Source organism: Paenibacillus sp. G34 (genome assembly GCF_056856875.1).
This window is the reverse complement of sequence record NZ_CM166469.1, coordinates 2,108,053-2,132,905: the sequence shown is the minus strand read 5'-3', so window position 1 is coordinate 2,132,905 and position 24,853 is coordinate 2,108,053. Positions and strand designations below refer to the sequence as shown.

21 protein-coding genes are annotated in these 24,853 nt (G+C 46.2%); 2 read left to right on the top strand and 19 right to left on the bottom strand.

Annotated features, from left to right (window positions below; genetic code table 11):
- Window positions 1-123: 123 nt before the first annotated feature.
- The 9 genes from mutM to AC1VYS_RS09730 form a co-directional block, all read right to left on the bottom strand.
- Complete coding sequence (mutM, locus tag AC1VYS_RS09770; protein ID WP_482914073.1) at window positions 124-951, bottom strand: DNA-formamidopyrimidine glycosylase; 828 nt, start codon at window positions 949-951, stop codon at window positions 124-126.
- Between the two features lie 60 nt (window positions 952-1,011).
- On the bottom strand, window positions 1,012-3,666 hold the full coding sequence (gene polA / locus AC1VYS_RS09765) for a DNA polymerase I (RefSeq protein WP_482914072.1): 2,655 nt from the start codon (window positions 3,664-3,666) through the stop codon (window positions 1,012-1,014).
- A gap of 247 nt (window positions 3,667-3,913) precedes the next feature.
- Entirely contained in the window at window positions 3,914-4,573 is a 660-nt protein-coding gene (gene phoU, locus AC1VYS_RS09760) for a phosphate signaling complex protein PhoU (RefSeq protein ID WP_482914071.1), read from the bottom strand.
- A gap of 63 nt (window positions 4,574-4,636) precedes the next feature.
- Window positions 4,637-5,392, bottom strand: a complete 756-nt coding sequence (pstB, locus tag AC1VYS_RS09755; protein ID WP_145329193.1) for a phosphate ABC transporter ATP-binding protein PstB — start codon at window positions 5,390-5,392, stop codon at window positions 4,637-4,639.
- 252 nt (window positions 5,393-5,644) lie between these two features.
- Entirely contained in the window at window positions 5,645-6,841 is a 1,197-nt protein-coding gene (locus AC1VYS_RS09750; protein WP_482914070.1) for a methyl-accepting chemotaxis protein, read from the bottom strand.
- Between the two features lie 150 nt (window positions 6,842-6,991).
- Complete coding sequence (locus AC1VYS_RS09745) at window positions 6,992-7,720, bottom strand: response regulator transcription factor (RefSeq protein ID WP_090920260.1); 729 nt, start codon at window positions 7,718-7,720, stop codon at window positions 6,992-6,994.
- Between the two features lie 138 nt (window positions 7,721-7,858).
- Window positions 7,859-9,688 (bottom strand): two-component system histidine kinase PnpS, encoded by a 1,830-nt coding sequence (gene pnpS, locus AC1VYS_RS09740; protein WP_482914069.1) that lies wholly within the window; start codon window positions 9,686-9,688, stop codon window positions 7,859-7,861.
- Between the two features lie 271 nt (window positions 9,689-9,959).
- Window positions 9,960-10,301 (bottom strand): cupin domain-containing protein, encoded by a 342-nt coding sequence (locus AC1VYS_RS09735; protein ID WP_482914068.1) that lies wholly within the window; start codon window positions 10,299-10,301, stop codon window positions 9,960-9,962.
- A 342-nt stretch (window positions 10,302-10,643) separates the two neighbouring features.
- Window positions 10,644-11,516 (bottom strand): SDR family oxidoreductase, encoded by an 873-nt coding sequence (locus AC1VYS_RS09730; protein WP_482914067.1) that lies wholly within the window; start codon window positions 11,514-11,516, stop codon window positions 10,644-10,646.
- Window positions 11,517-11,886: 370 nt separating this feature from the next.
- Between AC1VYS_RS09730 and AC1VYS_RS09725 the strand changes: the two genes are divergently transcribed.
- Window positions 11,887-13,446 (top strand): histidine kinase N-terminal 7TM domain-containing diguanylate cyclase, encoded by a 1,560-nt coding sequence (locus AC1VYS_RS09725; RefSeq protein WP_482914066.1) that lies wholly within the window; start codon window positions 11,887-11,889, stop codon window positions 13,444-13,446.
- Window positions 13,447-13,810: 364 nt separating this feature from the next.
- Here the strand turns inward: AC1VYS_RS09725 and AC1VYS_RS09720 are convergent, their stop codons facing one another.
- From AC1VYS_RS09720 to citZ, 4 genes are all read right to left on the bottom strand, one after another.
- Window positions 13,811-14,224, bottom strand: coding sequence for a hypothetical protein (locus AC1VYS_RS09720; protein ID WP_482914954.1), 414 nt, complete (start codon window positions 14,222-14,224; stop codon window positions 13,811-13,813).
- A 146-nt stretch (window positions 14,225-14,370) separates the two neighbouring features.
- Window positions 14,371-15,312 (bottom strand): malate dehydrogenase, encoded by a 942-nt coding sequence (gene mdh / locus AC1VYS_RS09715; RefSeq protein ID WP_482914065.1) that lies wholly within the window; start codon window positions 15,310-15,312, stop codon window positions 14,371-14,373.
- A 28-nt stretch (window positions 15,313-15,340) separates the two neighbouring features.
- Window positions 15,341-16,633 (bottom strand): NADP-dependent isocitrate dehydrogenase, encoded by a 1,293-nt coding sequence (icd, locus tag AC1VYS_RS09710; protein WP_482914064.1) that lies wholly within the window; start codon window positions 16,631-16,633, stop codon window positions 15,341-15,343.
- Window positions 16,634-16,780: 147 nt separating this feature from the next.
- A complete protein-coding gene (citZ, locus tag AC1VYS_RS09705; RefSeq protein WP_482914063.1) occupies window positions 16,781-17,893 on the bottom strand; it encodes a citrate synthase in 1,113 nt (370 codons plus the stop codon).
- 494 nt (window positions 17,894-18,387) lie between these two features.
- Here citZ and ytvI point away from each other — a divergent pair, with 494 nt between their 5' ends.
- The gene (ytvI, locus tag AC1VYS_RS09700; RefSeq protein ID WP_090920232.1) at window positions 18,388-19,506 is read left to right on the top strand and encodes a sporulation integral membrane protein YtvI; all 1,119 of its coding nucleotides are present in this window, start codon (window positions 18,388-18,390) and stop codon (window positions 19,504-19,506) included.
- A gap of 127 nt (window positions 19,507-19,633) precedes the next feature.
- Here ytvI and AC1VYS_RS09695 read toward each other — a convergent pair whose 3' ends face one another.
- The 6 genes from AC1VYS_RS09695 to AC1VYS_RS09670 all read right to left on the bottom strand — a co-directional run bounded on the left by AC1VYS_RS09695 (window position 19,634) and on the right by AC1VYS_RS09670 (window position 24,743).
- Complete coding sequence (locus AC1VYS_RS09695) at window positions 19,634-20,038, bottom strand: FxsA family protein (RefSeq protein WP_090920522.1); 405 nt, start codon at window positions 20,036-20,038, stop codon at window positions 19,634-19,636.
- A gap of 1 nt (window position 20,039) precedes the next feature.
- The gene (locus AC1VYS_RS09690; RefSeq protein WP_482914953.1) at window positions 20,040-20,576 is read right to left on the bottom strand and encodes an acyl-CoA thioesterase; all 537 of its coding nucleotides are present in this window, start codon (window positions 20,574-20,576) and stop codon (window positions 20,040-20,042) included.
- A 102-nt stretch (window positions 20,577-20,678) separates the two neighbouring features.
- On the bottom strand, window positions 20,679-22,106 hold the full coding sequence (gene pyk, locus AC1VYS_RS09685; RefSeq protein ID WP_090920229.1) for a pyruvate kinase: 1,428 nt from the start codon (window positions 22,104-22,106) through the stop codon (window positions 20,679-20,681).
- Between the two features lie 107 nt (window positions 22,107-22,213).
- Window positions 22,214-23,317: an acetyl-CoA carboxylase carboxyltransferase subunit alpha gene (locus AC1VYS_RS09680; RefSeq protein ID WP_482914062.1), complete on the bottom strand. Its 1,104-nt coding sequence runs from the start codon at window positions 23,315-23,317 to the stop codon at window positions 22,214-22,216.
- Entirely contained in the window at window positions 23,318-24,211 is an 894-nt protein-coding gene (accD, locus tag AC1VYS_RS09675; RefSeq protein WP_090920223.1) for an acetyl-CoA carboxylase, carboxyltransferase subunit beta, read from the bottom strand. It abuts the gene before it with no gap.
- 343 nt (window positions 24,212-24,554) lie between these two features.
- Entirely contained in the window at window positions 24,555-24,743 is a 189-nt protein-coding gene (locus tag AC1VYS_RS09670) for a glutamate decarboxylase (RefSeq protein ID WP_090920220.1), read from the bottom strand.
- Window positions 24,744-24,853 lie beyond the last annotated feature (110 nt).

Here is a 24,853-nt window from a genome sequence, read left to right as displayed (position 1 = left end):
TGCCAACTGATGATGTCAGTATGGGTATATGCCCGCTTATTTCTGCCATATCAGTATATGGAGGGAGGAATCCAAGGGTGCTATGATTTCATCATTTCATTGATTCAGTTCTGGTTCGTGAGATCAAAGTCGCTGACAATTCGGGCAAAAATGCGTGCCACGTCCGCCAACGACACTTTTTTCAATCAACGTGCCGCATGTATGACAAGGCTCGGCTTTGCGGCCATAAATTTTCAGCTGATGCTGGAACATGCCCATCTCGCCTTGCCCGTTAACATACGACTTGATCGAGGAGCCCCCTGCATTCACGGCATCCTGCAACGTAGCTACAATGGCTTCATGCAAAACCTTCAGCTGTGCTTCGGTCAGCGTCTTCGCAATCGTCTCGGGATGTATACCTGCACGGAAGAGAGCCTCGTCCACATAAATATTCCCGATGCCAACCACATATGCCTGATTCAGCAATACAGCTTTAATTTTGGTCGTACGTTTCCCCACTGCAGCGCGGAATGCGTCCACGGTAAAAGCCTCATCCAGTGGTTCCAGTCCAAGCTTCATGAGCGGTTTCGAAACCAGCTCTTCACCTGCGCTGAACAGATGCATCGTTCCAAACTGACGAACATCCTTGTATCGCAATTCCGTGCCATCATTGAAGTGGAAGATGACATGAGTGTGTTTCTCCACCTCTTCGTTCTGATGGTACACCCCGTAACGTCCCTCCATCCGCAGATGGGAGACGAGCACAAGCCCGTCCAGCAAAATACGTAAAAACTTGCCCCGGCGCTCAACACCAATCACGGTATGTCCTGCCAGTTCCAATGCAAATGCTTCTATATCGTCAGGCCGCTGAATAATCCGCGGCAAATTAACGGTAACATAGTCAATCGTTTTACCTACAATAAGTTGATTCAACGTTCTTCTGACTGTTTCGACTTCCGGTAGTTCCGGCATGATGTTCTCACCTCCCTTATATTATAACGGAAGATGACGCTCAGCGGGACCCCTTCTTCTCTATTTTGCTTCATACCAGTTCTCACCAAAGCTAACCTCAGCTTTGAGCGGCACAGACAGCGGAAGCGCCTTTTCCATCACTGAAGGCACAAGTTCCTTCATCAGCTCCAGTTCATCCGCCGGCACTTCAAACACGAGCTCATCGTGTACCTGAAGTAACATACGACTCTGTAGCTTACGTTCGCGCAGCGCCTCGTCCATCTGTACCATCGCCAGCTTAATGATATCAGCCGCAGTACCTTGGATCGGTGTGTTCATCGCGGTACGTTCTGCGAAGGAACGTAGATTGAAATTACTCGCGTTGATTTCAGGCAGATAACGGCGGCGTTCCAGCATCGTTTTCACATAACCGTCCCGGCGTGCATCCTTCACAATATCATCCATATACCGGCGCACACCCTGGAATATTTCGAAATACTGATCGATGAACTGTGCTGCTTCTTTCCGCGTAATATTCAAGTTTTGCGATAGACCGTAATCACTGATCCCGTATACGATTCCGAAGTTAACCGCCTTCGCAGAACGACGCATGTCACTGTCCACATCCTCCGGCTTCACGCCGAATACATCGGAGGCAGTCTTCGTATGGATATCCATATCATGTACAAAAGCTTCCTTCAGACGCTCATCATCTGAAATGTGTGCCAGCACACGCAGTTCAATCTGAGAGTAATCGGCTGCGAGAATAGACCAACCCGGCTCGGACGGTACAAAGACCTTACGAATTTTGCGTCCTTCTTCCATACGAATCGGGATGTTCTGCAGGTTCGGGAACTGACTGCTCAGTCGTCCTGTTGCTGCAATGGTTTGACGATAGAACGTATGCACCTTGCCATCTCTATCCGATATCTCTTTCAGCAAACCTTCCACATAAGTGGATTGCAGCTTGGCAAGCTGGCGATATTGCAAAATGTGCTGCACCACATCGTTGTAAGGAGCGAGCTTTTCAAGCACCTCCGCATCGGTGGAGTAGCCTGTTTTTGTTTTTTTCACGACAGGCAGGCCCAGCTTATCAAATAAAATCTCGCCGAGTTGTCTTGGTGAATTCAAATTAAACTCTGTACCGGACAACTTGTAGATTTCCGCCATCAGCTTGCCGATCTGTCCTTCAAACTCACGACCAAGGGCTTGTAAATCTTCTGTATTCGCCTTGATGCCCTGCTTCTCCATGTCGGCAAGAATACGGGATAACGGCATTTCGAGCTCATGGAACAGCGAATTCATCTCATCGCTCTCCAGCGCTTGTTCCTGAAGAGGGATAATCGCGGCCAGCGCAGCGGCTTTCCGGCATAGGAAATCGCCCAAAACATCCGCCTCTGGTACTCTGTATTTAGCCCCTTTCCCCAGAACGCTATCGTCTTCAACCAGTGAAGGCAGCCCATACTTGGACGTCAGCCCGCTGATTGTCTGATTCGACTCGGTCGGGTCAAGCAAATAAGCAGCAAGCTGCACATCAAATGATGCACCTGCGAATTCAATGCCATGTGCATGCAAAGCCAAATCCACACGATGCAGATCATATCCACGCTTCGGCTGGTCGGCACTTGCAAGCCATTCCCGTACAGGAGTTGCCGCATCAGACTTTAGTAATTCCGGAGATATGAACGTATATTTCTCCCCGGCACCTACGGCAAGACCAACAAGCTTCGCCTGATGCGGATTGTCACCATGCGTTTCCACATGCAGCACATCGATCGAATCCAACATATCCATCAGATCAGCTATGTTATCTTCTGTTGCAATCGTAGATTCAACCTCAGCCGCTGGAACAGCCTCTTGCTCGGAAGCCACGCTACCGCTAAAGGACAAGCGCTCCAGCAATGACTTAAACTCCAGCTTAGCCAGTGCAGGCCCTGCACTAGCTTCTTTCAATCCATCAAACTGCATATCATCCCACGTCTGCTCCAGCGGAACCTCACGGTGAATGGTCGCCAGCTGTTTGCTCATGCGTGCATCTTCGGCATGGGTTTCAATCTTTTCCTTCATCTTGCCTTTCAGTTCACCCGTACCGTTCAGCACCTCTTCCACCGATCCAAACTGGTGCAACAGTTTCAGCGCCGTTTTCTCCCCAACACCCGGAATACCCGGAATATTATCGGAAGCATCGCCCATCAGACCTTTCAGATCGATAATCTGTAGTGGTGTCAGACCATAACGTTCCTTAATCTGAGCCGGGTCGTACAGTTCAATCTCCGTAACCCCTTTACGCGTCAGCCCGATATGTACATGCTCGGAAGCAAGCTGCAGCATATCCTTGTCACCCGATACAACGAGAACCTGTCTGCCTGCATCATCCGCGCGTTTGGTCAGCGTTCCGATAATATCATCCGCCTCGTAACCTGCCAGTTCAAACTGGGCGATCCCGAGCCCTTGCAATAATTCTTTGAGCAAAGGGAACTGCTCGGACAATTCCGGCGGTGTTTTCTCCCGTCCACCCTTGTACTCCTGATACCCTTCATGGCGGAACGTCACTTTCCCCGCATCAAACGCCACCATCACATGTGTAGGCTTGTGTTCTTCCAGCAAGCGCAGCAGCATCGTCGAAAAGCCGTATACCGCGTTCGTATGCAGACCTTTTGAATTCGTCAGGGGAGGCATTGCAAAAAATGCCCGATAAATAATGCTATTTCCATCTATAAGAATAAACTTGTCCATTCCAGCACCTCGCGTATCATATGGTCAGACTGTACTTACATACCTACTCTCATGATACCATACCTGCCACCTACATCAAAAAACTTCACAACCCTTTTCACCATATTTCTTCCGCAAAAAAAAGAACCTCCTTCCCAGTCAGCCTGTACACAGGCCAGCCGGAAGAAAGTTCTCTCATTTCGATCATCAGCTCTTATCTTGTATGAACATATTCAATGCTTGTGCAGCAGCGCCTGCCAACAAAAACTTACTGGTTCAGGTCCGGACGCTGACCTGTAACCAGGTACACCGTGCTCTCGCCAATGTTGGTCGCATGGTCGCCGATACGTTCAATGTAGCGCCCAACCATCAACAGCAGCATCGCTTGTGATGCATTTGTTGGGTGATCTGTCATCAATGTATAGAGATCACGAATCATGTTGCTGTACAGCTGATCCACCTGATCATCCGTTTGCGCCATTTTATAGGCCAGATCCGTATTTTCCTTCAGATAAGACTCAATGGACTCATCAATCATGGATTTCACGACTTCCGCCATACGCGGAATATCGATCAACGGCTTAATCAACTCCTGACCTTCCATACGGATCGTTACCTTCGCCACGTCGAGGGCCAGATCACCCATACGCTCCAAGTCGCTGGAGATTTTGAAAGCCACAATAATACGTCTTAAATCCTTGGCTACGGGCTGCTGTGTAATAATCAGCTTGGAGCCCAGCTCCATGATTTTGTCCTCAAGGGCATTGAGATTCGCATCATTCTTAATGATGATCTGAGCTTTCTCTACATTCAATGTCTGCAAACTCTCAATCGCACCGTCCAAGGCATTTCCTACATGTTCCCCCATTTGTTTCAGCAGGGAGCGCAGTTCTTCCAGCTCTTGATCAAATTCTTTTCTGCGAATCATAGATTTCATGTCCTCCTTCTCCATCATCTCCGGGTAAGCCGGGATCATCCTGTTCAGCTCGCCTTAACCAAACCTGCCGGATATATAGTCCTCGGTCCGGGAATCTTGCGGTGTGGAGAATAACGTCTCCGTATCAGCTGCCTCCACCACTTCACCATTCAGGAAAAACACGGTACGTCCAGAAACTCGCGCTGCCTGGTGCATGTTGTGCGTAACCATGACGATGGTATATTTATGATGCAACTCTTTAACCAATTCCTCGATTTTCAGCGTGGATATCGGGTCCAGCGCCGAAGTTGCTTCGTCCATCAGCAGCACATCCGGCTGTACAGCCAGTGCCCGTGCGATGCAGAGACGCTGCTGCTGTCCGCCAGAGAGACTTAACGCCGATTTTTTCAGGACATCCTTCACTTCATCCCACAGTGCCGCGTGAACCAGACTCTGTTCTACGAGTTGATCCAGCTCTGCCTTTTGGGTTACCCCGTGCAGACGAGGTCCATACGCTACGTTATCATAGATGGATTTGGGGAAAGGATTCGGCTGCTGGAATACCATTCCTACCCGTTTGCGCAGCGTCTCCACTTCAATTTCATTACTGTAAATATCTGAACCGTTCAGCATAACTTGTCCTTCCACACGAACTCCCGGAATCATGTCATTCATCCGGTTCAGTGTGCGGAGCAATGTGGATTTACCGCAACCTGACGGTCCAATAAATGCTGTAACGGTTTTTTCCGGCAAATCCATCGATATATTTTTAAGCGCGTGATGCGTATCATAGTATAAATTAAGTCCATCGATATGAATGAGGTCTTTCATGGATGCTCACTTCTCCTTCGCTGCAGGGATTATCGGATTCCCTTTACGTTGAGACTGGCGTTCATATTCTCTAGCAATCAGCACAGTCATCTTTAATATCCTAACGTAACATTGTAAAAACAGTACCACCTTCATGTTAACGGAATGTAAAAACACCTGAAGAAGACCTAGGGCGTTAGTTCAACGTCCCAGGTCTCTCTTTTTCGCTTGTCGCAATTTCCGTTATATGTTGTAACTCGACTGTGCTATGATTCATAATTCTGAATGATCCGCTATCATGGCCTTCAGCTTCAACTGGATATTCTCTGCGATCCTGCCAGCCTCCCCGCCTTCGGTAGCGATGGTTTCAACAATGCTGGACAACGCATGTACCGAACGGTTTAACTTTCCGAATGTCGCTGCTCCTTCCTTCACATACACCGCACTGTCATCGATCTCCGCTCCACTTGCCTGAATGAGAGATACCGTCTGCCCAGTTAAATTCTCAATTTCCTGAAGCAATATTGTCATGTTACCTGCAACTTCTCGAGTCTGTTTGGCAAGCGCCCGGATCTCTCCGGCCACGATCTGGAACCCTCTTCCATATTCTCCGGCGTGAGCAGCCTCAATCGATGCATTTAAGGCCAAAAGTCCGCTCTGATCCGCCAGCGTTCGAATGGAACGTGCCATACCCGCACCTGTTTTGATGGATTCGAGCATCTGACTTGCGTGTTTGCCCTGATCCCCCATATGCTCATGAACCTGAAGGTAGGAAGACTCAACCTGGCGCAAACGCCCTTCTCCCTCATTGGATAAAAGGATGACTTGGCCTGCTTCCCGTACGGTTTGATTCGCCGCTTGAACCAGTTCATTTACGGCCTCATGGATGCGTGAAATTTCCTGTCCGCTCTCCGTCACAGTGCATATACGGTCTGCGGATGCCTTCTGCTGCAGCTTACGGGAAAGCGACATCACATCACGTATTGTGAGTACACCAAGCAAGCGATCCTGCTCCGTTACAAGCAGGCAGTCATAGAAATGATCCTCATCCCGCCGAAGCGCGGCATCTATAATAGCTGCGGGTTCCATATGTATATCTACAATAACCGGTGACGTATTAGCTGCATTCACAACCGGTTTACGATAAAATAAATCCGCGGCGAACCTTCCGTTTAATAAACGATATAAGGTCTCACGCATCAATAATCCTGTCGGTTTCATGTGTTCATCACAGAGTACAATGCAGGAGTGCTCCAATCCGTCACTCAGCATCGCTGCCGCTTCTCCGCAGGTGGTATCTCCCGTTGCTACAGGCACCTGACGGAAATAGTCGTATAACGATACGTCATTCTTATCCTGAAATTCAATCACTGATTCATCTGGTTCCAAGTCAGGCGTAACCGATGATTGTTCTTCTTTTTGTAAATCAATGTTTAAATTCTCAGGTCTAGCTTCTAACAAAGTGGGCATAATTACACATTCTCCTTTACGTGTTAGCTCCGCCCTAAGGTGGGATTATAGGTACAAAGTATCACTTGGATAACATCATCCTACTCCCCATAAATGAAGAAAAATCTTCCTTTGTGTAAAATCTAGGTAAAAATAAAACTCCCCGATCATTTAGCTAGAATGATGGGGAGTTTTTCTTTTGACAACCAATTTATAACCTACACCACGGATGGAATCAATATGAACGGATTCAGGATCAAGCTCCAGCTTTTTGCGTAATGAACTGACGTGTACATCCACCGTGCGCTGTCCTCCAATATAATCGAAACCCCAGACCGCATTCATCAGGTCATCCCGAGTAAGCACAACTCCAGGTTTTTTAGCGAGATATAACAGGACTTCGAACTCCTTCGGACGCAGGCTGATCGACTGTCCTCCAAGAGTTACTTCATACTTTAACGGATAAATTTCAAGTTCGCCAAGGATAATACGGGAGCCGTCTTTATCCTCAGGCTGCGGCAGATCATCGCCATTGGAATAACGTCTAAGTACCGCGTCTACCCTTGCCAAAAGCTCGGATACACCAAACGGTTTCGTAATGTAATCATCTGCACCCGATTTCAGCCCTTGCACAACCTCGGCTTCACCGTTCTTTGCAGTAAGAATAATAACAGGTGTACTTACTCCTTGAATGCGCAGTTTGTTTAGAATATCCAGACCATTCATGCCTGGCAGCATCAGATCCAGCAAAATCAAATCGAAATCCTGGGACAAGGCTCGGTCATATCCTGCTGACCCATGATCCTCTGCCGTTACGTCATAGCCTTCCTGTGTCAGGTTATACGTAAGTAATCTCGATAATGTCGGTTCATCTTCAATAACCAGCAAACGCTGTGCCATGATACCCCTTCTCTCTTCATAGGTTGTCTGTTGCCACAACACTTTTTCTATCATAGCACTAATTTGTTAACGCTGTGTAAAGCAAATGGCTCATTTTACAATTTGCTTCTATACGCCTACATTTCTTCTTGAAGTAAACTAGATTTCTTCCTCCTGAATTAATGGCAGGGTGACACGGAAGGTGCTTCCCATGCCCAGTTCACTATCAACCGACACCTTTCCGTGATGCAGCTCCACCAAGTGTTTAACGATAGAGAGCCCAAGTCCCGTGCCTCCGGAATTACGTGATCTGCCTTTATCTACGCGATAGAAACGTTCAAAGATTCGCGGTAAATCCTTCTTGGGTATGCCAATTCCTGTGTCGGACACCGAGAAAACCACCTGTTCTTCCTCACTCTCCTGATCCATCTTCACTTGGAGTTTTACTCTTCCACCCTCAGGCGTATAGTTAATGCCATTTGATAAAAGGTTAATGAAAATCTGCTTCATTTTATCCTCATCCGCTTCGATATACAATTCCTCCGGTACATTCATTTCCAGACGAATTTGCTTTTTCTCCGCCACCTTGGACAAGGTTCCCAGCACCATTTCGAAGAAGGAATGCACATGCACGGGCGAACATTCCAGAGGTGCACGTTTGGATTCAATCTTGGATAACTCCAAAATATCTCCAATCAAGCGATTTAGCCGGTCACCTTCATCATAAATAATCTGCAGGAAAGAACGTTCCGTTTCCTTATCCTGTACACCACCGCTAAGCAAAGTTTCTGCAAAGCCTTTAACGGCTGCTACAGGTGTTTTGAGTTCATGTGAGACATTGGCAACAAATTCGCTACGCATGGATTCCAATCGACGAATGGCGGTTACATCCTGCAAAAGGAACAACATCCCTCGATATCCACCATTATCCTCTGACATAGGTACACCATCAAGTCGAATCAGCCGTTCTTCCGGGTTAAAAACACTCACTTCTTCGTGCATACGTTCCTGAATAGCCACGCTCTCTTCAATCGTGCGTGTCAGCTCGTAATGCCGCTTGAGTTCCGTGTAAGGTCTCCCTGTAACTTTCGCGGCCTGAATGCCGAGCATACGCTCTGCTTCCCGGTTGACCAGAGCTATCGATTGCGCTGCATCAATCATGACAATCCCGCCCGTCATATTGGCCAAGACACTTTGAAGCAGTGCTTCATTGTCTCGAATGGTTTTGAGCTGGGACTGCAGACTATCTGCCATGCCGTTAATTGCCAGACCCAGCTGGCCGATCTCGTCCCTGCGTGTAACTTTTACTCTGGCATCATACTCCAGCTTTGTAATCCGGTGTGCCACTTTGGTGATATGCTCGATGGGTGACGTTAAACCTCTAGCTACCCGGTAACTGACAAATGCCACAATGAGAAAAAGCAGTCCCAGGGCAGCAAACATAATCATCCATCCGCGTTGAAGTCCTTGATCCACCGCTTGCAAACTCATAGACAGACGAATAAAACCGTCGAATTTGCCACTTGGCATTTCAATCATGTCACTTTGATCCGAATTAACAGGCAGCGCGACATACAGCATGTCCTGCCCTAACGTTGCACTATATCGGATGGACTGTCCAAAAGTCCCTTCCATAGCCGTCCGGATCTCTTCCCGATTCAGGTGATTATCCATTGTCGCAGGGTCACTCTCGGAATCGCCGATGACGACACCGTCTTTATTAATAAAAGTTACTCGCGAGTCTGTTAGACGATCCAGTTCCAGCGCTCGGTCCGAGTAATATTTCCGAGTTTCCGCTGATGTCGGATTGGAAGCATCGTGAAAAGGGAATGTCGCTTTTAACAAATTAATTTCACGCACCATCGTTTGTTCCAGTGCGGCAATATGAGTAGTCTTGAAAACTCTGCCCATCGTATATCCGGCTACAATGACGGATACGCCAATGAGCACCATCATAATCAATGCCAGGCGAATGCGAAACGGTCTCATTAATCTCTTCCCTCTGTTATATTTTAGTCCGTTGAACAACAAGACAATTTACATAACCACTCTGATGACAGAATAACCTTCCAATCACTGTTATCCACAGATTTATTTGATTTCCTTTTGCAAGGAAAAAATCCGGTGATAAAGGTGCAGTCTATGCTTCCGATGCAGCTTTCTTACCGAAAGCTTGTAGCTTCGCTTTTCCAGGTTTTTTCTGTCCTCTCCGTTCATATGTAAATGAGTAAATTCAAATGATGAAACAAACCATTATTTTTCAATTTATTTCGGTGCGGTCACCGCGCGTTGTTGGATGTGAAATGACCAAGAATTCCACGTCATGTGCACTTCGATTTTGCATTTGATGCGGCGCTCCCGGCGGAATTTCGATACCTTCGTGTGTTGCCAGTACATAATTTTCTCCACTCAGCTCCATATGAGCCTCACCGCTAAGAACAAAAAAGAATTGGCGACTCTTTACATGTACATGCCTTGTTTCTGTCGTGCCTGCGGGCATTCGCTCATGAATCACACTAAGTGTCTCACCTTGAACCAGATGCCAGCCATCACACTGAGCCCCCCATATATAATGTGCTGCCTCTTGTTTGCTAATCTTCATATGAGTGCCTCCCGAATATGTTATCCGGTCTATCATATCACATATATTGAGATATCTTTCCATGTGAAATGAGCAACAAGTCTGCCTTATTCCCCTTTGACTCTCTTCATTGCTTTAAGGTCAGACTTATATAAGGTATCATAGATATATCAACGCAGGTACAGACTTTTGTAAATCACATCTTACAATAAAATTCAACTTCCATCTCTTTTTCCTGAATCCTTTTCTTACTTCGAAAAATAGAAACAAAGAAAGACGGAACGCTATGATACTTTAGCGTTCCGTCTTTCTCGATACAGCACGTACCCTTTCAGCCTGAGATTCAATAGCACGGGTCACAACTTATCCATTAACGACTTCGCCGCCGTTCACATGCATCACTTGTCCGCTAACATAAGAAGAGTCATCGGACGCAAGATACACATAAGCTGGTGCCAATTCATCTGGCTGCCCTGGACGTTTCATTGGCTGTGTTGCTCCGAATTCACTTACTTTTTTCTCATCGAATGTCGAAGGAATGAGTGGTGTCCAGATCGGACCGGGGGCTACCGCATTCACACGAATCCCTTTTTCAATCAGATTCATCGATAAAGAGCGAGTAAATGACGTAATCGCCCCTTTGGTAGAGGAATAATCCAGCAGTGTTGGGCTTCCTCGATAAGCAGTAATCGATGTTGTATTAATGATTGTACTTCCTTGTTTCAGATGTGGCATAGCAGCCTGTGTTACATAAAACATACCGAAGATGTTAGTACGGAACGTTTTCTCCAGTTGCTCTGGCGTAATATCTTCCAAATTTTGCTGCGGATGCTGTTCAGCCGCATTGTTAACCACAATATCAAGTTTTCCGAGCTCATCCACCGTCTGCTGAACACTTTTCTTCGCGAAATTCACATCACCGATGTCACCCGCAATGAGAATACACTTGCGGCCCTCCTGTTCCACCTGACGTTTCGTTTCCTTGGCATCCTCATGCTCGCTCAAATATACTATCGCCACATCGGCTCCTTCTTTGGCATACGTCACGGCAACAGCCCGTCCAATACCGCTGTCCCCTCCAGTGATCAGGGCTACCTTGTCCAGTAATTTACCTGCCGCCTTATACTGTGGTTTCTCAAACTCCGGTTTGGGAGTCATCTCAGACTCAATTCCTGGACGCTGATCCTGATGCTGTGCAGGCATCGTTTTTTGATTTTGCTGAGTCGTACTTGGCATTGTACATTCTCCTTTCGAATTAAACATGCTGGAAGTTAGAAAACTCGGATACAAATCATATCCTTACTTGTTTTTCGTTCCTCCTAAGTCTCACTCTGTAGGATGGCATGAACAGATCAGATTATTCTTCTGCGTATTCGGAGCAGTGATCATTCCGTAAACTGCTTCTAATGGTTACTTACCATTTTTATGGAAATTCAAACGATAATGTTAACGATAGATTTTAAACATGTCTGAGTTAATGTCTATTTACTTTTTTTTCAATTCCACCTTTTTCATGTTTCAAAGTGTATTCCTAAGCAGCAGAGGCTGATGTACAATGGGAAATATACAAGATGATTATAATTTAATTCGACATGGAGATCTGAACATGGAATCGCATATTAATTCATACATCACACTTGTGACTACTTCAGCCGTACTGAATCTGTTTCTGTGTATGTATACGTATTTCAGAAGAGCCCATTTTCCAAATGCCCGCATCTTTATCCTGTACACGGCTTCGCTGTCCGTATACACTTTCGGATACGCGATCGGTCTCGCCAGCAATACTTTGGAACAGATGAAGTTTTGGAATATCGTCCAGTATATTGGCATGCCCGTCTCTGCTCCCCTTGGCCTCATCTTAATGATTCGATATACCGGAAAAAAGTTGTCCTCATGGGTGACCTCAGCATTGTTTGTCATTCCTTCCATCACGGTTTTCCTAGTGGCTACAAATGATTGGCATCACCTGTACTACAAAAGGGTTTGGCTGCGTGAGGACAGCACAACACCTATCATGGCAATGGATATCGGTCAGTGGTATGTTGTACACGGAGCTTTTACTTTTTCTTGTCTCTTATGTGCAGGACTTATCTTAATCGCACAATGGCGGCATACCAAAAAGATGTATCGTCGTCAACTGCTTACGCTGATTGTTTCGCAGATTATTCCGATGGTTGCTGCATTCGTGTACCTGCTCGGCGTAACCCCGTTTGGTTTAGACCCTGTTCCTATACTGATGTGTGTCACATCTGCCATGTATATTTGGGCTATTCTGTCTTCACGTCTGCTAACCATTGTGCCAATTGCGAAAGAAAGCATATTTGAGAGCATGCGTGAAGGTGTTCTCGTGCTAGACAGTTCATATCGTCTTGTTGATTTCAACCGATCGCTCCGGCTTATGTTGCCTGATATCCAAACAACGATGGTCGGACAACCCTTGAATGAGATCTGGCTTAGTCTCGCAGGAGACACATTCCCTGTTGAATACGGCAGAGAGGGACTGCAAACTGACCTTTACTGGCACTTGAATGGTGAAACGGTCTGTTACCAAGTCAGGACGTCTTATGTTTTTAATAACAGTTCTCAAGTTGTAGGTATTCTTATTATGCTGATCGATATTACCGAACAACGCTTTTTGCAGGAACAGCTGAAGCAGCTCGCTTATTTCGATGGTTTAACCAAGATTTATAATCGGACTCAATTTATAAACAAAGGAAAAGAGCTACTGCAAGAAGCTAAGCTCAATCTTCAACCTGTCTCCTTTATCTTGTTTGATATTGATCATTTTAAGCGCATCAACGATACCTACGGGCACGACTCTGGCGACCAGGCTATCATTCATGTTGTTTCGGTGTGCAATCGTTACTTAAAAAGTGAAATGTTATTCGCCAGGTACGGCGGTGAGGAATTCGTTATTGCTCTTCCCAATATGACACTACAGGAAGCATATGATCTCGCTGAACAACTGCGAATCGCATTTTTGAATCAACCGCTAGATATACAAGGCGAGTCCATCTCGGTCACATCCAGCTTTGGCGTGTCCCAAACCGGCAGTGAGTCGGATACGCTGGAATCTTTACTGCGTGACGCCGATCATGCCCTGTATGAGTCTAAACGGAATGGTCGAAATGCCGTGCGTATGCACGCTGGAAGTGTTCATTAACAGAACTTTTTGATTGCCGGCAACTGTTGGTTGTATTTGTTGGCATGCCTGCGGTAAACTTCCTGGCTTGGAACGAAATTCAGTAACCCTGCTTCTTCAACGTTTTCAGTCACACCCTAGAAGAGTTTATACAAAAAAACAGACAACCTCAGGGCTGTCTGTTTTTTCTCTACTCGCCTATCTATTGGATCAAGTCCATGCTTATGATACTCAACCTTACTCCACAGTTAATGAAGACGTCCCCATTTCCTGAGACATCAGTCACCACCTGTAGCTCCGCTTAAACTGCTTGTCCTGAATATCTGCAAACGCTTTACCTCAAGATCATAGACCATCTGGGATTGATGAATCTATAGGAGTTATTTTAGAAAATTGTTCTCTCTACCATCAGATACACCATGATGAGCAAGAACACCGCAAGTAATGTACTGAACATACGAATTTTGCTTTGGTATGGTGTGACATCCTTGTTATTTTTTACACCTTCTGCTGCAAGACGCAGCGGTTTACCCATAATTCCGCCAATCGCTGCAATAGCCAGAAGCAGCACTACGACAACAGCCATCCAGATGTGGGAGTAACTACCCTTGGTCATCAGATAACCACCTGTAAGAAGCTGGATAATAAGTGCATACTGCGCAACTTTGTTTAACGAACGAAGTGACGCGAATGCTCCCTCCTGTGCTGGCAAGCTTAATGTGCGAATTTTACCGACCACAAATGGCAGAATCAGATAAAATCCCATAGCCAGTGCTCCGATGATATGGAGCAAATACATAATCATTGTCAAAATTTTCATCCTCCTCAACATTTTCGCTGTGCTGTATATCACATTTTATTATACTGGGGAACTTATCCAAAGAAAAGAAAACCTCCGTATTTACGGAGGTTTTCTCATTTTCAAGTTCAAAAAGTCTTCAAAACTTAAATATTAACGATTGAAATGACGTTACGCACCGAATCTGCAGACGTATCAAGCGCCGCTTTTTCTTCGGCTGTCAACTCCAGTTCGAAAATCTTCTCAATGCCGTTGCCTCCCAGAACGGTTGGCACACCGAGGAAGAGATCCTGATATCCATACTCACCTTCAAGATAAGCGATCACCGGAATAATGCGTTTTTTGTCCTTCAAAATGGCCTCCGTCATCTGGACCAGTGAAGCTGCTGGAGCATAGTATGCACTGCCATTACCCAGCAGGTTAACAATCTCACCGCCGCCTACACGGGTACGTTGCACAATCGCATCAATGCGATCTGCTGGAATCAGGGTATCGATTGGAATACCGCCCACACTCGAATATCGAACGAGGGGTACCATATCGTCACCGTGACCACCCAGCACAAAGCCACGTACATCTTCTACGGATACATTTAACTCCTGCGCAATGAACGTGCAGTAACGGGCCGTGTCGAGCACACCCGACTGTCCAATCACGCGGTTTTTCGGAAAACCGAGTGTCTGATACGCTGCATACGTCATTGCATCTACCGGGTTGCTCAGAATAATGACAATGGAATCAGGGCAATATTTTTTCACATTTTCACACACGGACTTCACGATACCTGCATTCGTATTCACTAGATCGTCACGGCTCATGCCCGGTTTGCGGGCAATTCCAGCTGTAATGATCACAATCTCCGAACCAGCTGCATCCTCATAGTTGGAAGTTCCCACGATATGACTGTCGAACCCTTGCACAGGGCTGGCCTCCAGCAGATCGAGTGCTTTACCCTTGGTCGGATTCTCCAGTTGAGGAATATCAACCAGTACAACATCCCCAAGTTCCTTCTGGGCAAGCATCAGTGCAGTTGTGGCACCCGTAAAACCGGCACCAACGACTGTGATTTTTTTGCGCTGAATAGTCACGATTCACATCTCCCCTTACAGGTTTTTGTTACAGGTTTTTGATGATTTGATCAGCGAATTCGGAACATTTCACTTCTGTTGCGCCGTCCATCAGACGTGCAAAATCATACGTTACCGTTTTATTGTTAATGGATGTTTCCATGCCTTTGTAGATCAGGTTAGCCGCTTCTTGCCAGCCCAGGTGCTCAAGCAACATTACGCCGGAGAGAATTACGGAACCAGGGTTCACGACGTCTTTATCCGCGTATTTCGGTGCAGTACCGTGTGTTGCTTCGAAGATAGCATGTCCAGTTACGTAGTTGATGTTCGCACCTGGTGCGATACCAATTCCGCCAACTTGCGCTGCAAGAGCATCGGACAGATAGTCACCGTTCAGGTTCAATGTAGCGATAACATCGAATTCACCCGGACGAGTCAATACTTGTTGCAGAGCGATATCAGCAATTGCATCTTTTACGATGATTTTGCCAGCATCTTCAGCTGCTTTTTGAGCTGCATTCGCTGCATCTGTACCGTCTTTTTCTTTGATTACATCGTATTGTGCCCAAGTGAACACTTTATCGCCGAATTCTTCTTCAGCCACTTCATAACCCCAGTTTTTGAAGGCACCTTCAGTGAACTTCATGATGTTACCTTTGTGTACCAGTGTAACGCTCTTACGGTTGTGGTCGATTGCGTATTGAACCGCTGCACGAACCAAACGTTTGGAACCTTCGGAAGATACCGGCTTGATTCCGATACCGGAAGTTTCAGGGAAACGAATTTTGTTAGCGCCCATTTCCTGTTGCAGGAACTGGATTACTTTTTTCACTTCTGCAGAACCTTCAGCGTACTCGATACCTGCATAGATGTCCTCTGTGTTTTCACGGAAAATAACCATGTCAACCAGCTCAGGACGTTTAACCGGGGAAGGTACACCATTGAAATAACGTACAGGACGCAGGCAAGTGTACAGGTCAAGCTCTTGACGAAGTGCCACGTTCAGGGAACGGATACCGCCGCCGATTGGCGTAGTCAGTGGTCCTTTGATTGCTACGATGTACTCACGAATCGCTTCAAGCGTATCGTTCGGCAACCACTCTCCGTATGTATTGAATGCTTTTTCACCAGCAAACACTTCATACCAAGCGATTTTTTTAGTACCGTTATATGCTTTTTCTACCGCTGCATCCAGAACGCGTACAGAAGCTTTCCAGATGTCACGGCCTGTACCGTCACCTTCGATGAATGGGATGATTGGATTATTAGGTACTTGAAGCGTACCGTTGTCAATTTGAATTTTTTCGCCTTCAGTTGGGAGTGCAAATTTTTCCAATTTCATAATTACAATTCCTCCTAAGTTTTGGTTTCACAGTATGAAGCATACCACATTTTTGCAGGAAGGAAGGGCTGTCTCTACTCGGCAGTATAGCCTCGTATTCACAAGCCCCTCGCCTCATCTATATGATTATACTGTTTTTGCTAAAGTTTAGCGAAGATCGATGGAAACGTATTTCTGATCTGTTGGACCCGTGTACTCGGCACGAGGACGGATAATGCGGTTATCTGCAAGTTGCTCCAGAATATGCGCTGTCCAACCGGACACACGGCTGATCGCAAAGATCGGTGTGAACAATTCCTGGTCAATCTTCAGTTGAGTGTAAACGGAAGCGGAATAGAAGTCGACATTCGGCTTCAATCCTTTTTGACCTGTCACGATTTCTTCAATCTTCACGGACATCTCATACAAACGGGTATCGTTGTTCATCTCACCCAGTTCTTTGGACATCTTCTGCAAATGCTTCGCACGTGGGTCACCGTTTTTGTAAACGCGGTGTCCAAAGCCCATGATTTTCTCACGGTTATTCAGTTTCTCCTGGATAGCCGCTTCCAGACGATCCGGTGTACCGATCTCGTCCAGCATTTTCATAACGGCTTCGTTTGCACCACCATGCAGAGGTCCTTTGAGTGCACCGATCGCAGAAGTTACGCCTGAGTATATATCAGACAGAGTCGCTACCGTAACGCGGGCAGCAAATGTTGAAGCATTCAACTCGTGATCCGCATGCAGAACAAGTGCTTGATCAAGTGCTTTTACCGCCGTTTCAGACGGCTCTTCTCCTGTCATCATGTATAAAAAGTTCTCAGCGATGGAAGCGCCTTCTTTTGGTGCCACAGGCTCTTGTCCTTTACGAATACGAGAGATCGCCGCTACAATCGTTGGCAATTGGGCTTGCAGCTTCACCGCTTTGTTTTCATTCGCTGCTTCTGTCATCTCATCCGCTTGCTCATCATAGAGTGCAAGTGCGGAAACTGCGGAGCGCAGAGCTGCCATCGTGCTGATGTGTTTTGGATACAACTTGATTTGGGCGATCAATTCGCTCGGAATCGGCGCATAATCGCTCAGACTTTTACGAAGTGACTTCAGTTCAACTGTGGTTGGCAACTTGCCAAACCAGAGCAGATAAGCAACTTCTTCAAAACTTGCATGTTCAGCCAAATCATCGATATCGTATCCACGGTATGTAAGCACACCGTCTACAATAGAGCTGATCGAAGAGGTTGTTGCAACGATGCCTTCCAGACCTTTGGTAGCTGTCATATTACATCTCTCCTTTAATAAGCGAAATCAGGAATCATTTAAAGTCATATCAGTGCCGAAATGCACCTAACCTCTTTTGTAAACCGTTTCATTTTAAAAATGACCTAAGTTGTCAAAATTCGGTTTTCTTATCTGTCAATCGGTATTTACTTATATCATCATACTGGATTTTGTCGTTTATGTGAACATGATGAGAGTTCATTCGCACATCAAACATATTTATCGGAGTGATAAAGCATTTTTGAAAACCTTTACACAAGCAGGGTTTACATTTAATGTGTGTTAAACAATTCATGCCATTAGTAATTGTAAACAAAATATAATAGCAAAATGTATTGCTATAATTTGTAAAGATAAGGCATACTCTAGGCAGACGATGTGGAAATCAGGATTCGGGCACACAGTTGCAGACTGTTCTTTTTAGCGTTTCAAAAGCTTACGATTGCTCTATATTAATAAGATAAGCTCTTGACTGAATAAAGGAGAGTTGAACCTTGGATCGAATCATTCTCAAACGTTTGCTTCGCGGTCTGTGGGTCATTGTCGCTACCTTTCTGATCGCTGTAGCCGTGTACCTGTTGTTCCCGCTGTTATATCCTTTTGTCATTGCCTGGATTATTGCCTATGCCATGAATCCGCTCGTAAAGCTGCTCCAGAATAGACTTCGTTTTCCGCGCTGGCTCGCGGTTACCTTATCACTTCTATTGTATTTTGGAGCCATCGCTGTCATTTTATCTGCGGCTGTTACTCGTATGGTTAAAGAAGTCATTTCACTAACCACCAGTTTTGACCTGCATGTGGACGAAATCAAAGAAACGTTTGTACGCTGGACACAGAACGATACGATCCAAAGTTTGATAGCGCAGATTAACGATTTTTACAAAGAAAACCCGAACTATCAAGAAACCATTAACAGCAACATTAGCAAAACAACCGAGACCGTCGGAACAGCAGTAAGTGACCTTGTTACCGGTTTTTTCAACCTGATTTTAAACCTGCTGACCTCGCTACCTAATATGGGTGCGGTTCTCATCGTGGTACTGCTATCTACCTTCTTCATTAGCAAAGGCTGGACGCGTCATAGCATTACCGTCTCTGGTTGGGTTCCGTCTGCCGTTCGCAAACCGATCTCCGACATCTGGAATGACCTCAAAAAAGCCCTCTTTGGTTATGTGCGCGCACAGCTGATCATGATCTCGATTACAGCGCTGTTCGTCATGATTGGGCTACTCATCCTTCAAGTCAAGTCAGCGTTCACGATCGCTCTGCTGATTGGTCTGGTCGACCTGCTCCCCTATCTTGGTGTCGGTCTGGTAATGGTACCTTGGGCTGCGTATTTGTTCATGAACGGGGATATCTATCTTGGCATCGGGATTAGTGTTATTTATCTTATCCTGCTCATTGCTCGGCAGATCATTGAACCGAAAGTTCTCGCTAGTAGCGTCGGGTTAGACCCGCTTGCTACATTAGTGGGCATGTTTGTTGGTTTGAAGTTGTTTGGTGTGCTAGGCCTCATTATTGGCCCGGTGAGTCTTGTAATCCTCGATGCCTTTAATCGCGCCAATGTGCTTCGTGACCTTAGGACCTATATTATTAATGGCAGAGTCCGATGAGTCTGAGTTTAAGAAACAAGCAACTTGTAAGTCTTCAATTAAATCGCAAAAACAAAAATCTCCGTTCCCAGCAGAAGTTGTCTGCGGAACGGAGATTTTTTAGGTGTGAATAAAGATAGATGCTCTTTTATTTCGGACGGCGATAAAATGTAATACTGCCATTTCTCATCTTTTTCTCCAGCCAACCCAGGAAGAACAGTCGATATACTGGACGTGTTAACGGAAATACTAAGGTAAAGCCGATTAGGTCCGTTACAAAGCCGGGAATCAACAGCAAGAATCCGCCGACAAAAACAAAAAGACCATCGACCATTTTCCGCCCAGGCACCTTGCCACGTTCCATCTCCTGTTTGGCATCCATCAATACTTTTCGCCCTTCAAACTGCAACATGGCTATACCAATCAAGGACGTGAGAATCATAAGAAGCAATGTTTTTCCGGCCCCGATCCAATCACTCATCAGAATGAAACCAAACAGCTCAATCACCGGAATTAATAAAAGTAAAGCCCACATCCATTTTCGCATTGATATGTTACTCCTTTCCTGAAAACCACACCTTTTTAAGCGCGCTGTATAGCTCCGAGGCGACCTTATCCAGTCTAACCGGCTTCCAGTCTAGATTCACCCACACATGCTGGGTAGAGCCCGTCACCAAGCGTTCACCAGGGAGTGATTCTTCATGTGCCCACACCCGTTCACCGACAGCGAGTGAGACATCATATTCCTCAGACATACGTCTTATGTCGTACTCGTAGTTCAGGCGCAGGCCGCTAAAAGCAGTGATTCGAGTGAAGATGATGATCTCGTCATCGTACCGTGCCGGCTTGTGATACTTCACATCCAGACCGGTTACAGGAAGCAGCAGTCCCTGTTCCTCCATTTTACGATATGTATACCCCATTTGGCGAATCATCTCGGTACGACCAATCTCGAACCAGTTCAGGTAGTTCGCATGATAGACGACACCCATCTGGTCACTTTCCTGATAACGTACACGAAGACGGGCAGTATACCAGTTACCATGACTTTCTTTTTGCACGTACTCAACCTCCTTGGCTCTACCATTCATACGCTTCAAAATACAGAATCGTGTCATGAAGATGGAAAAAAAGCAACGGGACATCAAGCCCCATTGCTTCTTTCATGTTACTTACCGAATCATACGCTACAATTAAGCGTTGTTTGGAATTTGGCTAACTTTGATCAGGTTTGTAGAACCGGAGCGGCCCAGAGGTACACCTGCTGTAATCACAACCAGGTCTCCTTCTTTAACCAGTCCTGATTTTACGCCACCTTCAATTGCATTTTCGAACAAAGCATCCGTAGAATCTACCAATCTTCCTTTAACCGGAGTTACACCCCATGCCAGTGCCAGACGACGGGAAGTTCTGTCTTCTGTCGTCACAGCGATGATTGGAGCTTCTGGACGATATTTGGAGATCATACGAGCTGTATGTCCGGATTCTGTCGACGTGATGATCGCTTTAGCGTTCAGATCTTGAGCGGACAGAGCAACGGATTGACTGATCGCTTCAGTAACCGTTGTTTGTTGCGCAACACGTTGTTTCAGATACAACTCTTGGTATGGCAGAGCGGATTCTGCTTTTTCTGCGATACGGGACATGGTCAGCACGGACTCTACCGGATATTTACCGGCAGCTGTCTCACCGGACAACATGATTGCATCTGTACCGTCAAAAATTGCGTTAGCTACGTCACTTGCTTCCGCACGAGTCGGACGCGGGTTACGTTGCATCGAATCCAGCATTTGTGTAGCTGTAATAACCGGTTTACCCGCAACATTACATTTTTCGATCATGCGTTTTTGTACCAGTGGTACTTCTTCTGCAGGGATCTCTACACCAAGGTCTCCACGAGCAACCATCAGGCCGTCAGACACTTCAAGGATTTCGTCCAGGTTGTCGACACCTTGTTGGTTTTCGATTTTGGAGATAATTTGAATGTGACCTGCATTATGTTTCTCGAGCAATTCACGAATTTCAAGCACGTCGCTTGCTTTACGAACGAAAGAAGCTGCGATGAAATCGATACCTTGTTCGATACCAAACACGATATCGTTAGCATCTTTTTCAGTGATACCCGGCAGGGAAATCGCAACGCCCGGAACGTTAACACCTTTTTTGCTTTTAATTGTACCGCCGTTAACGATACGGCATTTGATCTCGGTGCCTTGTACTTCCACCACAGTCAGTCCGATCAGACCGTCGTCGATCAGAATTGTAGATCCAGCTTCAACATCCTTAGGAAGATCTGCATACGTAATGGAAAGACGATCTTTGGTTCCCAGAATTTCTTCTGTTGTCAAAGTAATGTACTCGTCCTGAACCAATTCAATTGGCTCAACTTCAAGTTTACCTGTACGAATTTCCGGTCCTTTGGTGTCAAGCAGGATTGCTACAGTTTTGTTCAGCTCTTCACATGCTTGGCGAATCGCTACGATCCGTCCGCCGTGCTCATCGAAATCACCGTGGGAGAAGTTCAGACGGGCAACGTTCATGCCAGCCATAATCAGTTTCTTGGTATTCTCCAGGGATTCACTGGATGGGCCAATCGTACATACAATTTTCGTTTTGCGCATTTTGGGTTTCCTCCGATTTTAAAGGTCTAACTTTATATCTCTATTTTTCTTTTTCCAACTATTAAATTTACTATACTTTCGATCATTTGTATAGGAAATTCGTCACATCATTCTGCATTTCCCGACAAATTTTTCACAGGTTCTGCTTCTAGCGGCTGTTCCGATGCTTCCACTTGGACAGATTCTGCTCCGGATTGTGGTTCTACTTCACCTGTAGACTCGCTTTTTTCAGCAATTTCTTCCTCTGTTGCTGGTGCTTCAAAGGTTACTGAGCCAATTTTCCGGAATTTCTCGTAGCGATCCTGTTTCAACTGCTCCGCACTCCACCCTTTCATCTCTTTCAGATGACGAACAAGAGCTTCTGATATCGCTGCCGCAGCTGTATCGTAATCCTGGTGAGCCCCGCCACGCGGCTCAGGGATAATCTCTTCGATCACTTCCATCTCAAGCAGGTCTTTCGCTGTAATTTTCATCGCTTCAGCAGCCTGATCCGCCTTCGATGCATCCTTCCACAGAATCGAAGCAGCACCATTCGGAGAAATCGCCGAGTAGATGGCATGTTCAAGCATAAGTACACGGTTACCTACAGCCATAGCCAAGGCACCGCCACTTCCGCCTTCACCAATAACAACAACAATGACTGGAACGGACAGCTTAGCCATCTCCAGCAAATTACGGGCAATCGCTTCCGATTGACCTCTCTCTTCTGCAGTATTACCCGGATACGCTCCTTTAGTATCAACAAACGTAATAATCGGGCGACCAAATTTGTCAGCCTGTTTCATTAGACGCAGTCCTTTGCGGAACCCTTCCGGGTGAGCACTTCCAAAAAAGCGGGCAATGTTGTCCTTCGTATCCTTTCCGCGCTGTTGGCCAAGTACCGTTACGGTTTGTCCATTCAGCTTGGCGAGTCCACCAACAACCGCAAGGTCGTCACCAAACATACGGTCACCATGCAATTCGGTAAAATCAGTAAAAATAAGCTGGATCAGATCCAGTGCTGTTGGACGCTGCTGATGACGAGCCAAATGCATCTTCTGAGCTGGTGTTATGCTGGTGTAAATCTCTTCTTCGAGTCTATGATAACGTTCTTCGAGACGGGCTATTTCTTCGGTGAAATCAATCCCTTTTTCCTGTCCAAACTGAACGAGTTCTTCAATTTTTTTGCGCATCTCAATCAGAGGCGCTTCATATGGCAAACTACCCGCCATTTAGACCCCTCCCTTTTCACTGTGCATATCGAGAAGCTTGCCAAGGGTTGTCCGAAGTTCTTTCCGGTGAACAACCATGTCCAGTTGACCATGCTGGAGGTTGAATTCTGCGGTCTGGAAATCATCCGGCAACTTCTGACGGATCGTTTGTTCAATTACTATTCTGCCTGCAAAACCAAACACAGCGCCAGGTTCAGCGATAATAATATCGCCAAGGCTCGCGAAACTAGCCGATACCCCTCCGGTTGTCGGATCGGTGATCACCGAAATATAGAGCCCTCCTTGCTCGTCCAAACGAGCTAAAGCCGCACTTGTTTTAGCCATTTGCATCAGACTCAGAATGCTCTCCTGCATCCGTGCTCCGCCCGAAGTAGAGAAAATAATTAAAGGAAGCTTCTTCTCAATGGCATGTTCAACAGCACGGGTAATTTTCTCTCCGACTACAGAGCCCATACTGCCTGTGAAGAAATCAAAGCTCATTACAGCAACAACAACAGGAAGGCCTTCAATGGTCCCTTCTCCTGTTATAACGGCTTCCTTCAAACCCGATTTCAGACGTTGCTGCTCCAGCTTGCTACTGTACCCCGGGAATCCGAGTGGATCAACCGAAACCATATCGGCATCATGCTCAACAAAACCTTCTTCATCCAGTACCATTGCAATACGTTCCATGGCGTTAAGACGCATATGGTAGCCGCAGGCAGGACATACTTTCAGGTTTTTCTCCAGTTCCTTGCTATATTGAATGGTGCCGCATTTGCTGCACTTGTTCATAAGCCCTTCGGGTATTTCACGTTTTGGGCGCTCGACGGCTTCTTGACGTTCACCTGGAATTGCACGCTCGGAAGGTATGGTAGCGTACTTCCGTTTCTTTTGGAATATATCTTTGAACACAACTACACCTCTCCAGCCAATAATTTGATGGCCGCAGGCTGCAGTCCGCTGTAACAATCAGCTTGATCTGCATGCTGCGGTGAACCGCTTACGCTTGTAACTCATGCAAAGCTTTAGTCCTTGACCAGCATTTACAACAAAAAACCCGCCGATACAAGGCAAGAATCAACGGCTTGTCTCCGCACGATTGATGTTACCTGAAATAACCGATTAACAAAAAAAGAAGGAAGGACAGCAGCATAACACACATGCAAGTCGATTCCTCTTTCCGCTTACGCGGTTAGTCCCTTATGTACCGATGGTACTTTTTGTTATCTGCCAAGGCACTTCAATATCAAGTGAATCAGGAATGCAGAATGGAATTCAACACTTCCTGAACCTCCTCCAATTCCCCAGAAGGGACGCGAATCTCATATTGTTGCTTGGATAAACTGATGGGACGGGTCTGTACCAGAAAACCTTCTTCCGAAAGCTTGGTCTTGATCTTGTCCGCAACCTTTGCTGTCGGCGCAATGTAAATCACCGTCCACATGCCATGTCCGCCCCCTAAGCTAATGTTCAGAGCCCGTATATTGGACTAATGATACCATACCTCCGTTTTTTTCTGCAAGGAAGGGTTGAAGACCTTTAGGGAGAAAATCG

What these genes read in the sequence shown, in the direction of transcription:
- mutM (WP_482914073.1), bottom strand. Translation starts at nt 951, where the DNA reads ATGCCGGAACTACCGGAAGTCGAAACAGTCAGAAGAACGTTGAATCAA.
- polA (WP_482914072.1), bottom strand. Translation starts at nt 3,666, where the DNA reads ATGGACAAGTTTATTCTTATAGATGGAAATAGCATTATTTATCGGGCA.
- phoU (WP_482914071.1), bottom strand. Translation starts at nt 4,573, where the DNA reads ATGATTCGCAGAAAAGAATTTGATCAAGAGCTGGAAGAACTGCGCTCC.
- pstB (WP_145329193.1), bottom strand. Translation starts at nt 5,392, where the DNA reads ATGAAAGACCTCATTCATATCGATGGACTTAATTTATACTATGATACG.
- AC1VYS_RS09750 (WP_482914070.1), bottom strand. Translation starts at nt 6,841, where the DNA reads ATGCCCACTTTGTTAGAAGCTAGACCTGAGAATTTAAACATTGATTTA.
- AC1VYS_RS09745 (WP_090920260.1), bottom strand. Translation starts at nt 7,720, where the DNA reads ATGGCACAGCGTTTGCTGGTTATTGAAGATGAACCGACATTATCGAGA.
- pnpS (WP_482914069.1), bottom strand. Translation starts at nt 9,688, where the DNA reads ATGAGACCGTTTCGCATTCGCCTGGCATTGATTATGATGGTGCTCATT.
- AC1VYS_RS09735 (WP_482914068.1), bottom strand. Translation starts at nt 10,301, where the DNA reads ATGAAGATTAGCAAACAAGAGGCAGCACATTATATATGGGGGGCTCAG.
- AC1VYS_RS09730 (WP_482914067.1), bottom strand. Translation starts at nt 11,516, where the DNA reads ATGCCAAGTACGACTCAGCAAAATCAAAAAACGATGCCTGCACAGCAT.
- AC1VYS_RS09725 (WP_482914066.1), top strand. Translation starts at nt 11,887, where the DNA reads ATGGAATCGCATATTAATTCATACATCACACTTGTGACTACTTCAGCC.
- AC1VYS_RS09720 (WP_482914954.1), bottom strand. Translation starts at nt 14,224, where the DNA reads ATGTATTTGCTCCATATCATCGGAGCACTGGCTATGGGATTTTATCTG.
- icd (WP_482914064.1), bottom strand. Translation starts at nt 16,633, where the DNA reads ATGAAATTGGAAAAATTTGCACTCCCAACTGAAGGCGAAAAAATTCAA.
- citZ (WP_482914063.1), bottom strand. Translation starts at nt 17,893, where the DNA reads ATGACAGCTACCAAAGGTCTGGAAGGCATCGTTGCAACAACCTCTTCG.
- AC1VYS_RS09690 (WP_482914953.1), bottom strand. Translation starts at nt 20,576, where the DNA reads ATGAATGGTAGAGCCAAGGAGGTTGAGTACGTGCAAAAAGAAAGTCAT.
- pyk (WP_090920229.1), bottom strand. Translation starts at nt 22,106, where the DNA reads ATGCGCAAAACGAAAATTGTATGTACGATTGGCCCATCCAGTGAATCC.
- AC1VYS_RS09680 (WP_482914062.1), bottom strand. Translation starts at nt 23,317, where the DNA reads ATGGCGGGTAGTTTGCCATATGAAGCGCCTCTGATTGAGATGCGCAAA.
- AC1VYS_RS09670 (WP_090920220.1), bottom strand. Translation starts at nt 24,743, where the DNA reads ATGTGGACGGTGATTTACATTGCGCCGACAGCAAAGGTTGCGGACAAG.